The 13,542-nt window shown below is 35.0% G+C and carries 16 protein-coding genes; 1 reads left to right on the top strand and 15 read right to left on the bottom strand.

Going from position 1 to position 13,542, the window contains the following annotated elements; genetic code table 11:
* Positions 1–55 precede the first annotated feature (55 nt).
* From N7548_RS02950 to N7548_RS02925, 6 genes are read right to left on the bottom strand one after another with little or no spacing between them, the layout of a single operon-like run.
* Positions 56–1,861 (bottom strand): ABC transporter ATP-binding protein, encoded by a 1,806-nt coding sequence (locus N7548_RS02950; RefSeq protein WP_263607932.1) that lies wholly within the window; start codon positions 1,859–1,861, stop codon positions 56–58.
* Between the two features lies 1 nt (position 1,862).
* Entirely contained in the window at positions 1,863–3,608 is a 1,746-nt protein-coding gene (locus N7548_RS02945; RefSeq protein WP_263607931.1) for an ABC transporter ATP-binding protein, read from the bottom strand.
* A gap of 22 nt (positions 3,609–3,630) precedes the next feature.
* Positions 3,631–4,017: an SHOCT-like domain-containing protein gene (locus N7548_RS02940; RefSeq protein ID WP_263607930.1), complete on the bottom strand. Its 387-nt coding sequence runs from the start codon at positions 4,015–4,017 to the stop codon at positions 3,631–3,633.
* Positions 3,983–4,108: a hypothetical protein gene (locus N7548_RS02935; protein WP_263607929.1), complete on the bottom strand. Its 126-nt coding sequence runs from the start codon at positions 4,106–4,108 to the stop codon at positions 3,983–3,985. Before N7548_RS02935 ends, N7548_RS02940 begins: the two co-directional genes overlap by 35 nt.
* An 11-nt stretch (positions 4,109–4,119) precedes the next feature.
* The gene (locus N7548_RS02930) at positions 4,120–4,488 is read right to left on the bottom strand and encodes a DUF2089 domain-containing protein (RefSeq protein WP_263607928.1); all 369 of its coding nucleotides are present in this window, start codon (positions 4,486–4,488) and stop codon (positions 4,120–4,122) included.
* Positions 4,489–4,500: 12 nt separating this feature from the next.
* Positions 4,501–4,854 (bottom strand): hypothetical protein, encoded by a 354-nt coding sequence (locus tag N7548_RS02925; protein ID WP_263607927.1) that lies wholly within the window; start codon positions 4,852–4,854, stop codon positions 4,501–4,503.
* Between the two features lie 206 nt (positions 4,855–5,060).
* Here N7548_RS02925 and pepT point away from each other — a divergent pair, with 206 nt between their 5' ends.
* Positions 5,061–6,272 carry a peptidase T gene (gene pepT / locus N7548_RS02920; protein ID WP_263607926.1) on the top strand — a complete coding sequence of 404 codons (1,212 nt, stop codon included), beginning with the start codon at positions 5,061–5,063 and terminating at the stop codon, positions 6,270–6,272.
* A 76-nt stretch (positions 6,273–6,348) separates the two neighbouring features.
* Here pepT and N7548_RS02915 read toward each other — a convergent pair whose 3' ends face one another.
* From N7548_RS02915 to N7548_RS02875, 9 genes are all read right to left on the bottom strand, one after another.
* On the bottom strand, positions 6,349–6,786 hold the full coding sequence (locus N7548_RS02915) for a hypothetical protein (protein ID WP_263607925.1): 438 nt from the start codon (positions 6,784–6,786) through the stop codon (positions 6,349–6,351).
* 48 nt (positions 6,787–6,834) lie between these two features.
* On the bottom strand, positions 6,835–7,524 hold the full coding sequence (locus N7548_RS02910) for a hypothetical protein (protein WP_263607924.1): 690 nt from the start codon (positions 7,522–7,524) through the stop codon (positions 6,835–6,837).
* 89 nt (positions 7,525–7,613) lie between these two features.
* Positions 7,614–8,102: a hypothetical protein gene (locus N7548_RS02905; RefSeq protein ID WP_263607923.1), complete on the bottom strand. Its 489-nt coding sequence runs from the start codon at positions 8,100–8,102 to the stop codon at positions 7,614–7,616.
* 322 nt (positions 8,103–8,424) lie between these two features.
* Positions 8,425–9,117 carry a hypothetical protein gene (locus N7548_RS02900; RefSeq protein ID WP_263607922.1) on the bottom strand — a complete coding sequence of 231 codons (693 nt, stop codon included), beginning with the start codon at positions 9,115–9,117 and terminating at the stop codon, positions 8,425–8,427.
* 83 nt (positions 9,118–9,200) lie between these two features.
* The gene (locus N7548_RS02895) at positions 9,201–9,695 is read right to left on the bottom strand and encodes a hypothetical protein (RefSeq protein ID WP_263607921.1); all 495 of its coding nucleotides are present in this window, start codon (positions 9,693–9,695) and stop codon (positions 9,201–9,203) included.
* 38 nt (positions 9,696–9,733) lie between these two features.
* Positions 9,734–10,189, bottom strand: a complete 456-nt coding sequence (locus N7548_RS02890; protein WP_263607920.1) for a hypothetical protein — start codon at positions 10,187–10,189, stop codon at positions 9,734–9,736.
* A gap of 127 nt (positions 10,190–10,316) precedes the next feature.
* Positions 10,317–10,904 (bottom strand): RHS repeat-associated core domain-containing protein, encoded by a 588-nt coding sequence (locus tag N7548_RS02885; protein ID WP_263607919.1) that lies wholly within the window; start codon positions 10,902–10,904, stop codon positions 10,317–10,319.
* A 331-nt stretch (positions 10,905–11,235) separates the two neighbouring features.
* Positions 11,236–11,766: a hypothetical protein gene (locus N7548_RS02880; RefSeq protein WP_263607918.1), complete on the bottom strand. Its 531-nt coding sequence runs from the start codon at positions 11,764–11,766 to the stop codon at positions 11,236–11,238.
* A 22-nt stretch (positions 11,767–11,788) separates the two neighbouring features.
* Positions 11,789–12,823 carry an RHS repeat-associated core domain-containing protein gene (locus tag N7548_RS02875; protein ID WP_263607917.1) on the bottom strand — a complete coding sequence of 345 codons (1,035 nt, stop codon included), beginning with the start codon at positions 12,821–12,823 and terminating at the stop codon, positions 11,789–11,791.
* Positions 12,824–13,542: the final 719 nt, after the last annotated feature.

Raw genomic sequence — 13,542 nt, 5'->3', positions numbered from 1 at the left:
AGTGTTTACTTTAAGGGGATATAACACTTAGATTCTTTTTATCTTACTAAAACAATTACTTCTTTTGATATTGTAGTTCGTATAAATGATAATACAAACCTTTTTGTTTTAATAAAGCTTGGTGTGTACCCGCTTCTTTGATTTCACCCTTTTGCATGACAACAATCTTATCGGCGTGTTGGATGGTGGATAATCTATGTGCAACCACCAGCATCGTGGATAACTTCATCATCTTCTCTAAAGATGTTTGAATTAAGGCTTCCGTTTCAGAGTCGATGTTCGCGGTTGCTTCATCAAGGATCATCACCGTCGGTTCATAGACCAAAGTTCTTGCGAAACTGAGGAGTTGTCTTTGACCTGTTGAGAAGTTGTTTCCGCGTTCTCTCACCATGTGATCATAGGTACCATCAAGTTTATCGATAAACGTATTCGCGCCGACATATTCAGAGGCTTCGATGACTTTTTCTTTCGAGATGGTTTCATCATTTAACGTGATGTTGCTTTGAATGGTGCCTGTGAATAGGAACACATCTTGTGGCATTTGACCAATGTGTGCTCTTAAACTAGAACGTTTGATACGTCTGATTGGGATGCCATCGATCAAGATTTCACCTTGTTGAATGTCGTAGTTTCTCACAATCAAACTCATGATGGTGGTCTTGCCTGACCCGGTTGCGCCAACAAAAGCGACGGTATCGTTTGGATTGACTTTAAAGGACACATCTTTTAAGACCCATTCATCTTCAACATACTTAAACCAAACGTTTTTAAACTCGATTTCACCTTTAAAGTTTTGAAGTTCAATCGAATCATTTTCATCTTCAATCTCTGGTTTGGTATCCAAGACGTCAAAGATTTTTTCTGAGGATGCCATGGCGCTTTGTAAGACGTTGAACTGCTCTGCGAGCTGTTGAACCGGTTCAAAGAGTTGTGACGCGTATTGATACATCATGACAAGTAAACTGACCCTTAAGATGATGCTTGCTGTGGATGCCCCAGCAAGTGTCATATCAATGATGGAAGTTGAAAAATAATATAATACCGTGATGGTAGCGGCCATTGAGAACAAGAACATCAATGGGCGATAAATCGCGAAAACCATCAGTTCATTGAAATAGGAATTTCTGAGTTTCTTGCTTTGAAGGGTAAAGGCTTGTTTCTTCTTTTCTTCTTGATTGAAAATTTGGGTGAGTCTCATACCCGAGAGGTTTTCCGATAAGAACGCATTGACGTTTGAGACATTGTTTCTTACTTTTCGATAAGCGTTTCGCGATAGTTTTCTAAAGATTACGGTGGAAACGAACACGAATGGGAAGACCAAGCACATGATGAGTGTGGCTTGAAAATCAATGACAAACATGATGATCAAGTAGGTCATCATCATCAAGATGTTTCGGATTAAATTGACAATCACAGAGGAATACATTTCTGATAAGGTATTGGTATCGTTATTCACTCTCGTAACCAATTTACCTACAGGGATTTGATTGATTTGTGCATTTGATAAGGTATGGATATGGTTGAATACATTTTTACGAATGCCGTAGACAATCTTTTGACCCGCTTCTTGTAAGAGCCAGTTTTGATAATAAATGATGAAGGAAACCCCAATCACGATGCCTAAGAATAAAATCGATATCCATAAGAAGTTGAACATCTTATCCGAAACGCTTTGATTGCTATCGATGATTTGAATGGTATACCCAATGAGAATCGGTCCAATCGAGGAGGCTGCGACATCTAAGATCATCATCAACGAAGCGATGATGAAATTCTTTTGAAATGGTTTTGCATAACTGACCAATCGTTTGACGATTTGCCAGTCGGTTTTGGTGATTGTATTTTCTTTAAAGTCTTTCATACTATCCCTCCACCATATGTTCTAATTCTTGTTTTCGAACCATCTCTTGATATAAGGCATTGCGCTTTAATAAGTCTTCATGTGACCCGACGTCTAACAGATGACCTTGGTCTAATAAAATGATCTTATCCATCTTTCTGATGGTCGATATGCGATGCGCAATGACGATGGTGGTTTTGCCTTGTCTGATTTCTTCTAAATGCTTGATGATGGATTCTTCTGTTTTGGTATCTACCGCGGACACAGAATCATCTAAAATGAGGATGGGTGCGTCTTTCGCCAGTGCTCTAGCGATCGAGATGCGTTGTTTTTGACCCCCAGATAAAGTGACCCCACGTTCACCAATTTCGGTTTGATACCCGTGGGTAAAATCGATGATGTTATCATGGACATCGGCGAGTCTTGCATAATAGCTGGCTTTTTCTTCCGGCATCGATGGTTCAGAAAAACCGATGTTATTCAATATGGTGTCCGAGAACAAAAAGTTATCTTGAGGTACATAAGCAATTTGATCTCTGACATTATGGATAGATAAAGACATGATGTCATGGTCATCCAAATAAAGCGCGTCTGACTTAACATTATATAATCTTAATAATAAATCGACGAAGGTACTCTTACCACTACCGGTACGTCCAAGGACACCGACCATTTCACCTTTTTCAATCGAAACAGAAATATCGTTTAAAATTTGTCGTTCAGGGTCATCTGGATAAGCGAAATCCAAGTGTTTGAACGTGATACGACCCGACAAGGTTTGATTCGGTTTGACGTTTTTTTCGTCTTTAACCGATACTTTCGCACCCATAAACGTTTGAATACGTTTGTAGCTCGCGACAGCTTGGCTGCGGATCGATGCGAACTGTGATAAGGCCATGACTGGCCAAATGAGGGTGGTAAACAGGGTGAAGTATTCGGTCAACATCCCTGGGGTAAAATCGGATGTGATCGCGATCCATGCCCCATAGGCGATGATCGTTAAAATCGTCAAGTTGATGAATACAGTGATGACGATGTTGATTAAAATCATCGTTTTTACAAAGTCGACGTGTTTCTTATAAAAGTCGTCGTTTTTCTCTGCGAAGAACACCGCTTCTTTCACTTCTTTGACAAAGGCACGAATGACATTGATACCTGAAAAGGATTCTTGGGTAAAATCACTCATGTGTTCGAATGAATCTTGTCTGAGCTTATATTTCATTCTCATCTTCTTGATGATGAACATCGCGACCACACCCATCAATGCGAGTGGAATGACAGCGATGAGCGTCATTTCTCTAGAGAGTTGTGTCATACGAATGATGACGATGGTACCTAAGAACAGTGAGTCAAACAACATTAAAATCCCTGGACCAAACGCTTGTCTGATGGCCTCAAGGTCATTGATGAAGTGGGTCATCAACCCACCAACTTTATGTTCTTTATAAAAATCCACACCGAGGGCTTCAGCGTGTAAAAACATGCTCATACGCAAATCATGTTCAATGAATCTCGCAGAACCAAAGACAAATACACGCCATAAAACACGGCCAACCACCATAATTAAAACAATCCAAACGAGTCTGAGAACAGACTCGTTTAAGATTGTGTTTGTTAATGTGCTTTCTCTGAGTTTATCGATGATACCCGCAAAGATTCTTGGAATTTCGACTTGCACATAATCCACATATAATAAGGCGATGACACCTAAAATCATCGGGATGGCGTACTTGAGATAGTACTTATTGATGTGTTTTCCAAAAATCATATGCTATACCTAGTTTCTTAAATTATTCGATGCAGATTTTAACCACGTCACCGTCCGCGGAAGTGATATCGACTAAGTCGCCGACAGCGCCTTCTTCGATCATTTCTAAGATGGCATCGATGTCGATGTTTTCCATCACATCAGACTTACCACTGAAATTAATTTTACCACTCTTTAAGGCAGTTTTCGCAAATTTTACTGGAATATTGATATTTACTTTATCACCATCGGATGATAAGATTCTGACTTTAAACATCAAGTTCTTTGGATCGGTCTTGTATTTAGGCACTAAAACTTCGACTTTCGCATTATCTGGTTCTTTTTCAAGTGCTTTTAATAATCTGTCTGCTTCATCGATTGAGATGATGCCTTCTTTAAGCATTTCTAATATTCTTAATTTGTCGTTCATAATTGGTCTCCTTGTTTTTAATGATGGTCACGGCTTCTTTGGGTGTAATTTCCCCTCTAATCACTAGATCGTATAATTTAACGTGTCCCATGATTTAAGCCTCTATTTGAGTTTCTTAAGTTGTGCTTCTGCCTCTTCGATGGTGAGTTCGCCTTTACGAATACGTTCGAAGATTTCGATGCGTTTTTCATCGTCTTTCGAGTCTTCTACTTTATACCCTAACGCTTGGGTGACTTCTTCTAAGCTCTTTTTAACGGTTGGGTATGAGATGCCAAGTTCTTTTTCAATTTGTTTGATGTTCCCTTGGTTTTTGATGAAGACTTCGATGAAATATTGTTGTTCTTTGGTGAGGTAATCAAACTTCGATAATTGGAACTCACCTCTGACGGTAATGTCTTTCTTTTTACTTTGAATTTCGGTGACGACTAAGTCTGCACCAATGAGTTCAAATGCTTTGGTTATGTCTCTCATGTGTATTCCTTTCTAAACGCCCCATATTTCAAATAGGAAGTTTTCTTTGGGGGATTCCACCCCAATGAGTCGATTGTTTTTACCAATCGTCTTTAATAGAGGGATGAGGTCATTGATATTGAATGACTCAAACTGTACTTGATCCCCGGTTGGAATGCGTTTGATGAATGTCCCTAAGAAACGGAATGTCCAAAACGGGATCTTCGGTGTTAGAAATAAGAGATTGCCTTTTAGAAATACCAATCTAAATCCGCGCGCTGGTTTAAATTTGTACGGTTTGCTTAACGCTTTTTCTCTGAAATCTAAGTAGGCACCTACAGAAATTTGTCCGCTTTCTACAAGTGCGAGTGCTTTTTTCTTTTTCATTTTCATCACCTACACCCATATAATACTACCCCTAATCAATGTTGTCAACACTTTTAATAAATATTTTTAATTTTGATATTGATTTTATTGATTTTAGGGTTGATTAAATTGATTTTTATGATTTTAACTTCAATATTTTTGAGTTTTGAGTGTTTGTATGTCAAAAACCCAAATTTGTATTATAATAAAACAAGGAGGTTATCAACATGAACTTATTAAATCGCTTTTTAACTTATGTCAAAATAGATACACAATCTGACCCTGAAGTAGAGTCTTGTCCTTCTACGTTAAAACAAAAGGACTTAGGACACCTATTGGTTAAAGAATTATTAGAACTGGGTGTAAATAATGCTTATATGGATCAACACGGCTATGTGTATGGTTTAATCCCATCCAATAGTCAAAGAAACATTACACCGATTGGTTTCATCGCACACATGGACACCTCACCTGACGCGCCAGGCGCACACGTGAACCCGCGTATCATTAAGAATTACGATGGCGGAGTCATTCAACTCAATGAGACCTTATCCATGGACCCACAAAAATTTACAGCTTTAAAACACGTGGTCGGCGATGACTTGGTCGTCACCGACGGTAATACTTTGCTGGGTGCTGATGATAAAGCAGGGGTTGCAGAAATCATGGCCATGGTTGAAATCATGACCTTACACCCATTTGAACATGGGGATATCTACATTGGGTTTACACCCGATGAAGAAATCGGCCGTGGGGCAGATTTATTCGACTTAAACTTCTTCAAAGCCAAATTCGCTTATACCGCAGATGGGTCTCTGATTGGTGGCATTGAATATGAAAACTTTAATGCAGCATCTGCTAGAGTTTCATTTGTCGGAAAATCCATTCACCCAGGGGCTGCGAAGCTTAAGATGATTAACGCTCAACACCTCGCATTTGAATTCCACAGTCTTTTGCCTGTATTTGATAATCCTGCTTACACTGAAGGATATGAAGGGTTCAACCACTTAAGCAATACTGAAGGGTCAGTTGAATTTGCGAAACTATCCTACATCATTCGTAACCACGATATGGTTAAATTCAACAAACAAAAAGACGACTTCAAACGCGTCGTCGCCTTTATGAATGATAAATATGGTTATGAAGCTGTTAGCTTAAAGATTACCGATAGCTATTTCAATATGTTAGAGGTATTGAAACACGATATGTCTCCAGTCGAACTCGCTAAACAAGCGATAACCAATGTCGGATTAACGCCACATTGTGAAGCGATTCGCGGCGGTACCGACGGTGCGCGATTAACATTCATGGGTCTACCTTGTCCAAACTTAGGCACCGGTGGATTTAACTTCCATGGTCGTTTTGAATTCGCTAGCATCAATCAAATGGAACAGGCCGTTGACGTGATGATCGAAATCATTAAACTCATTTCAAAATAATTAAACCTATGATAAAACCACCTCCAAATCAAAATATGATATGGAGGTGGTTTTTATTGCTAACTATTTGTATCTATCACAATTTATTGATTTGATCTAGTACATGCTGGTTTTTACATACCGACATTATATGATTTATTACGTTCACACTGTAGGTTATTTTTATGGTTTGATTATTTTGTCCTGTAAATATCAAATATTTAGCATGTCCTTTTTTAATATCGGTGATGGTATGTATTTCTGACCATTCCAAGTTCAATACCAATTTCCCATAACTTTTTACCGTGATGTTATTATGATCGATGTCAACTGTTGATAAACTTAAAGGATAAAATAAGAGGAGAATAACCAAAGGCACGGACAATAAAACCAGTGATAAACCCATCAGTAATGTTCTATCAGAATCACCTTGATAATAGAAATAAATCGTATTACAAGCGATATAAATCACAAGGATGATGTTGAGAATGAACATTTGTAACCCGTATTTATCGGTGATGAAAGATTTTTTCATTAATTATATCTCCTCTAATTTTGCAATTAACTTTTATAATGAATGCATTTACTCAAAGTCGTATCGAACTACTTTATATATATTGTGCATATGTTCATAAAATCCAGTAATGAGTTCTTCCGGTCTATTTTTCTTATTGAGAATAACAGATGTCAAGACCAAATAAATCCGATCATCTTCTTGAATGGCTTGGTTTATATCAAAGTAACTCAAAATCAAAATGAACACAGTAATCACACCATATCTACCAATAAATACTGCAGGTAGAATCCAAAATTCATTCAAGTATATACTTGGTAAAGGATTGCTAGAAAATAATATTAAGACAATTCCAACCACCAAGAAAAATGAAACAAATGTGATTCTTAGGGTAAAAAATCTAAAACTTTGTCTTAATGGGTAGGTTAATGATGAGAGTTTACTATTAGTCTCTGGAGGGATAACATAATTTCTTAATGTACTAAACCGTGTTCTATATTGATTCATACCATCGATTGATTTCGGTTTAGGTATCACAGGATCATAACGCAAGCTATGGGTGATTATCATCGCGATTCGATTGTTGTATATACTTTTAGACACATAGTTCAACCCAATCAACACAATTTGTAAGATCCAAAATAGAAGGCATAGCCATAAAATGATGTCCATTTTCACTTCGAACAATCCAAGTATCATTAGGATGTTGCTAATGATGATGAATAACTCGACATAGAATCTTTTTTTAATAATAGTCATTAGTAAACCTCCATTTTATTACTTCATCGTAAACAAAATCGCTAATAAGCCACAATAATAGATTTGATTTGCTCCAGGTGTATATTTTATTATTGAATGAGATCGCTTGTACTTTGAAATTCTACACAAATGCCTAGTTTTGTATTTGGGAGATATACACAATGATATATTTTATTTAACACTGTGTTATCAGCTTTAATTTCAACCTCAATCCAATTACTATGGATATCTTTAATTATTGGAAGATAACTATATGTCGTTGGATCACCACCATGAACTATTTTTTTGTATCTAACAACAGTACCTGTAATACTTTCAATTTTTCCTGATTTGACTAGTTTCACATCTTTTTTGAATGGTAATAAACTGATTACACCAACTACAAGAACAACAACAAATAAAGCGAAGCACAATATGACAATCATTAAACTTTCTGTTTCATTTAAAAAATGAATATAACTCACCATACACATTATAAACACTATTATCAATGTAATAAAGGCGGCGATGGCATTTTTCCAAAAAGCCTTATACAGTTTTTGATTTAATAAGCTTATCATCCCATTTTCGTCAAGCATAGATTACCTTTCCGAGTCCACTTAACCAACCTCTAACTATTGCTTTTGAAGGATTAAGTTCGAGTCCATATACGTTCATTTTTTGATCCACTTTGAAAGAAACTGTTCTAATCGCAACATCGTAAAGAAACCTTTCACCGCTAAGACTGGCGTTTCATGTTCCCCATTTTGCTAATTGGTTAAGTCCGGGTCTTGCAACAGAGTCGAAAAACCATTTAGAAATCACCCACATACCTGCATTTTGATATGTGGGTGCGTTTTTTTGTACAATCACAATTTCAAAATTGTTGAACAACAAAATTTATGATTTTAATCTTAGAATTTACTCTATTTTACGCTTCATAAAGATCGGTTTTGGCATTTTTTCCATCTCATAAATATCTTCACTGATTTTTTCATAAGTATAGAGTCGATTTGATCCAGATTTTCCACCTAAACCAAGAATTCCATACCTAGATGATATGATTTCTGCAATCAAGAAACTGACATTTGTTCGATAGCCCTTTATTATGGACTTACGATAAATCTTTTTATCATAAATAAACTCAATATTTAATTCTATAGTCTCAAAACAAGGTCTGACGTCTAAAGGTTCAAGGATTCTTCTTAACGGTAGTTTCTCTTTATTAACAATGGCAAACTGAAATTGCCTAGTAATAAATGACCTAATATACGTTTTTTGAAACATATAGCCTGACATATCCATTTTGATGTTTAAATCCTGACATTGCCATAAACCTTTAGTTAGTCTTACAAACGATATCGTGTTATGCCTTATAAGATTTAAATCTGTCTTCAAATTGAAATTGTATTCAGTTTTATCGTTTCTCGGGTAATTTTTGGTATAGTCACAAAAAAATGCATATAGTAAAATAACGGAAAGTGCTAATAAAATCGTAAACATAATGATTGACAATAGTTCTAATTGATTTAATAAAAGAATAGCCGACAAAATTAAGTTAAATATTAATAACATCACAGAAAGCATCAGTTTAAGTTTTTGTCTCAGTGTCATTTAGTACCTCTTAACTACCTTAGAAAATTCCAAGTGCTATATTGAATGATGCTTCGATACCTTGATTTAATATCTTTTAAAACTCATATCGAGTTGAAATACTTCTGCAACATTTCATCAAATTTTGGACGATCAGCAAATCTTGCGATATGTTCTATAAAATGACTATCTGAGTCAAATGTAGAAACAAAACTATATGCTGTACCATCGATTAGTGTACACGAAATCACAATCATATTGCCGTTAGTTTGATGAAGGATTAATGTATTTCCTACCGGGGAATTTGAACTCTTATTTTGAATGTGAAAAGTGATCAATGAAAGTTCTAAAATGAATGGTTCTAACAACGATGAATCGAGTGTTTCAATAACCATAGACCTATCATAATCAAAGTTTGGAAAATCAGTTTGGTCAACTACTATCATTTCAGGTGCATCATTTTGATAATACACGAGTTCAATTTTCACTGTATTACTCAACAAAATGTTCGAATCAAAATAGTAGGTATTTGGATCTGAAACACATCCAAATAAAGTAAGGGTGAATAACAAGGTTATAAAAAGTATTAATTTCTTCATAATTTTTCTCCCAAATCTTTCTGATGTTAATGAGTTTTTTAGTGTATTTCGATAATTATAGCTATCTTTGTATGCTTTAAATATATAAGACTATATGTCTTATTTAACTCAGTATCATTTACATCTAAAACGACTCTATTCTCCCCATCGAAAATAATCGGTTGTGAATATTTATATGTTACAGCAATATCACCTATAGCTTCTCTCTTGTTATAACCAACCACTTCACCAGTAATATAACTAAACTCGTTTGTCCTGACATACTGCAAATCCTGACCATAAGGGATAAATTTGTATATGAGCCACCCGTTAAAAAATAGACACACGATTAGTGAAAAATAAAAAATACCCTTTCCACTTATATTATCATTACTCATGATTTTGTTTCTAAAAATCAATAAGATGATGCATACTACAGATAAAACAATTATGCTGATTAATAAGAACCAAAAAACTTCAAAAAATCTACTCGTTAATTTAAATTCGTAATCCATTGATTGCCTCCTACTACCATATGAATATCTCTGCAAGATTTGGATACTTACCTCTTGCTATTCCTCTGCCAAATGCCTTGAATGGTGAAATAGACAGTTCTCCAAATACAGTATTTGTTTTGTATTTTCAAGGTATAAAATAGGTTAGTCCTCTTGAAGCCACATCATAACCATATTGATTCCAATTCCAAGTTTTCTGTTTTCCTAACCCCATATCAATTCCTTGTGAGAGCGCTGGCCTTACTGCAACATCACTAATGAATTTAATTCCAAATTGTAATACCTTTTGACCAAATGTAGTTGCCTTTCCTAGCTTGTCTAAGAAACCTCCTGTTAATCCACCAAGGGAAAAAGCGAGTGCATAACTTTGTAAGGACCCAATTGCGCCACCGAAAAATGCTATACTCACCATATCTGTGATGCCTTTTGAAATTAGTGATGAAACACCACTAGCAAGATAGACACCACCTAATCCAATTACTGCTCCATCGGAAGCCCCTAACAAGGCTCCTACTATAATGCCAGTAAGGATATCACTATCGTTTTGTACTGCACTGTACCAGCCTAAACCAGCTCCAATTAATGCACCAACAACTACACTTGTTATAAAAATCGATAAAGCAAAATTACCATCCGGATCAATCAGATTCACTGGATTATTCGCAGTATACGTATATAAGTTCTCACCACTAGTATTCAAAGTAAGTAATGACATACTTAGTGTGTCCACTTTATTAACATAAAAGCAATAAAATCAGGATAATTTTATAGTGCCAAAGAAAAAGGCTTGCGCTTGATTCTTTTCAATGATTTTTTCATAAACCATCAATCGCTAAACTTCTCAACATTTTACAACATTTTTCTCGACATAATTTTTATTTTCTGCACCTCTAATCGTAAAACTGACTTGATATAGAAATAACTTCAAATTGAGTTTTTAATAATAGATAACAGAAATCACGATTAACTTTTTCAATAGATTTCGTAGGCATTTGTTCAATGGATTCCGAATCTTTATATCGTATAAAATTTTGTGTGAAAAGAACTTATTTTATTGACTTTCTAATTTTTAAATCGATAAATGTGTGTTCCCAATTATAAATTAATTGATTAAATTGCTGTTTGTCTTTTTCATAAAAATCTCTATTTAACTTTATTATTATCATGCCTTCATCTACAAATACACTAAGATTTGTACATTTTCTGATGGAACTTTTCTTTCGGTTAGCTTTTATAATATTCTCAATGTAATAATCAAAAGAACAATTTATATTTTCAAAATAGATTTCAGTTTGATCTAAATGATAATCTACATAAAACATTTTATTCATCTTACTAAGTGGCTCTAATGAGGGGAAATATAAAATAATATTATCAGTCAACTTTTTATTCATATACAATTTGTAAGATTTCGGATCAAATTCATTTAAGCTTAACTTTTCTGTAGGTAGTCTAAAATAAGTAATAACTATATTTTTAGTAATGTTTAATTGGGTCAAGAAATCATATGCGAAATAAGGAATACGTTCAAAATGATCATTAAAAATGTAAGATAAGATCAAATATTGTCTTTTCATATTTATACCCCGTTTCACTTTTTTAGTTAAGGTGATTAGCAAATGAACCACCTAGAAATCCAGCTATTTGATTTTGAGCAATGAATATACCTTCCCATAAGACTTTTGAAGTAATCATATGATAGTGCAATCCGTGCTGGATACTTGCTTCAAATCTCATAAATCTTCCATACCTTATGAATGTAAAATTTCCTGACTTTGAACCGAACAGACAACTAATATTAGTGTCACCCCAGTTTGTTATTTGTCTTTGTGCTAATTTTGTTTTTCCCAGTAATCCCAATCCTCTACCAGCAGCAGCAAAAGCAGCGCCAATTATGGCACCAGATACCATACCAATCAAGGTATCTTTAACCACTTTCGTGTAACTTATGTTGGTGTATCCATCTGAGAAACCCTGTGAAATCATACTGATTCCTGCGCCGTATATTGCTCCAGAGATAGCTCCACCTAAGGCTCCGCCAGCTACTGCAGCCCAAAAACTACCGCCCAAATATATTGTAAGAGCTCCACCCCATCCTGCAGTAAGGATAGATAATCCAACTACAACCGCAACAACTAAAATGGTTCCTGTTATTTTCCCAGCAGTACTATTCCAAAAGTTGTTCCACCATTCTGGTGCATATCCGGTGCTGTCTGTATACATGACTGGATTATTCGCAGTATACGTATATAAGTTCTCACCACTATTACTCATTGGATTTAAATAGTTGATGCTATCGGGACTAATGAATCTACCTATCTGTGGATTATAATACCTTGATTGCAAATAATAGAACCCAGTCTCTAAGTCATATCGATATCCGCGATATCGATAGGGGTTGATGGTCGATAATGATATTCCAGAGGTGTCTGTTGTATTAAGGGTATTACCAAAAGCATCATAGCTATAAGTAACCAATACATTACCACTGATATCAATTATCTTTATTATATCACCTTGAAGGTTGCGGATGTAAAAATATTCATTATTGTTATATCTAAAACTGATTAAGGAACCATCTACATCGTATGTATAATAGATTCTTTGATTGTTACTTGTTCCCCAAGATTCCATAATGACCAAATTGCTACTCAATGTATATTTGGTTGTTTTATTGCCACTACATGTACCTGTTGTTTTTTAGTGCGAATGCCTTGATCATTGTATTTGTAGTAATTGCTTTCACAATACTTGGATATACTTGCGAGTTCTATTCCATCTTCATCAATAAATTTCATAATCAATTCAATCTTTAATTATATGAAATGAATGAGCTAAATAATTAAAAATCAGACTTTTATATCATCCTTCTAAATGTTATAATTTGTATGTATATGAACGATTAGAACTATCCGTTTAAAAATTAGCTAGTCCCTTAGAAAATATTGATTCAGACTAATCTCATTTCAAGCACCTTCATTAATTTTTTAGCTATTATCCTTTGACATGAGATTCTATTTACAATAACCTTGTGATGTAGCGTTTTGCGCTAACTAACTTATAATTGGTAAAAAATAGGATCTGTGGTTATAGCCTACTCTAGTAGTCTAACAACATTTTATGGACCAAATCCACAGCGCTTGATTTATTTATAACAATAGAAAGAAAGGAAAGTACACAGTATATTATTACACTACTGAGTATACAATGGTTTATGAAAATTGAGTGGGACTTAAGAAATATAGTACATGTTGTCTTGTTTATAATTTGTATATTATCATTGTTAATTAATGTACTTTTTATACGAAAACATAACAATTACAATACTAGTTTGCTATGTATTGGTGTTGCAG

Origin of the sequence: Paracholeplasma manati, assembly GCF_025742995.1 — a bacterium.
GTDB lineage: Bacteria > Bacillota_I > Bacilli_A > Acholeplasmatales > UBA5453 > Paracholeplasma > Paracholeplasma manati.
This window is presented reverse-complemented; position numbering and strand designations above follow the sequence as displayed.

Bases quoted from the DNA above. Each gene is read 5' to 3' on its own strand.
- N7548_RS02950 (WP_263607932.1), bottom strand. From the start codon at position 1,861: ATGAAAGACTTTAAAGAAAATACAATCACCAAAACCGACTGGCAAATC.
- N7548_RS02945 (WP_263607931.1), bottom strand. From the start codon at position 3,608: ATGATTTTTGGAAAACACATCAATAAGTACTATCTCAAGTACGCCATC.
- N7548_RS02940 (WP_263607930.1), bottom strand. From the start codon at position 4,017: ATGAACGACAAATTAAGAATATTAGAAATGCTTAAAGAAGGCATCATC.
- N7548_RS02935 (WP_263607929.1), bottom strand. From the start codon at position 4,108: ATGGGACACGTTAAATTATACGATCTAGTGATTAGAGGGGAAATTACA.
- N7548_RS02930 (WP_263607928.1), bottom strand. From the start codon at position 4,488: ATGAGAGACATAACCAAAGCATTTGAACTCATTGGTGCAGACTTAGTC.
- N7548_RS02925 (WP_263607927.1), bottom strand. From the start codon at position 4,854: ATGAAAAAGAAAAAAGCACTCGCACTTGTAGAAAGCGGACAAATTTCT.
- pepT (WP_263607926.1), top strand. From the start codon at position 5,061: ATGAACTTATTAAATCGCTTTTTAACTTATGTCAAAATAGATACACAA.
- N7548_RS02915 (WP_263607925.1), bottom strand. From the start codon at position 6,786: ATGAAAAAATCTTTCATCACCGATAAATACGGGTTACAAATGTTCATT.
- N7548_RS02910 (WP_263607924.1), bottom strand. From the start codon at position 7,524: ATGACTATTATTAAAAAAAGATTCTATGTCGAGTTATTCATCATCATT.
- N7548_RS02905 (WP_263607923.1), bottom strand. From the start codon at position 8,102: ATGCTTGACGAAAATGGGATGATAAGCTTATTAAATCAAAAACTGTAT.
- N7548_RS02900 (WP_263607922.1), bottom strand. From the start codon at position 9,117: ATGACACTGAGACAAAAACTTAAACTGATGCTTTCTGTGATGTTATTA.
- N7548_RS02895 (WP_263607921.1), bottom strand. From the start codon at position 9,695: ATGAAGAAATTAATACTTTTTATAACCTTGTTATTCACCCTTACTTTA.
- N7548_RS02890 (WP_263607920.1), bottom strand. From the start codon at position 10,189: ATGGATTACGAATTTAAATTAACGAGTAGATTTTTTGAAGTTTTTTGG.
- N7548_RS02885 (WP_263607919.1), bottom strand. From the start codon at position 10,904: ATGTCATTACTTACTTTGAATACTAGTGGTGAGAACTTATATACGTAT.
- N7548_RS02880 (WP_263607918.1), bottom strand. From the start codon at position 11,766: ATGAAAAGACAATATTTGATCTTATCTTACATTTTTAATGATCATTTT.
- N7548_RS02875 (WP_263607917.1), bottom strand. From the start codon at position 12,823: ATGGAATCTTGGGGAACAAGTAACAATCAAAGAATCTATTATACATAC.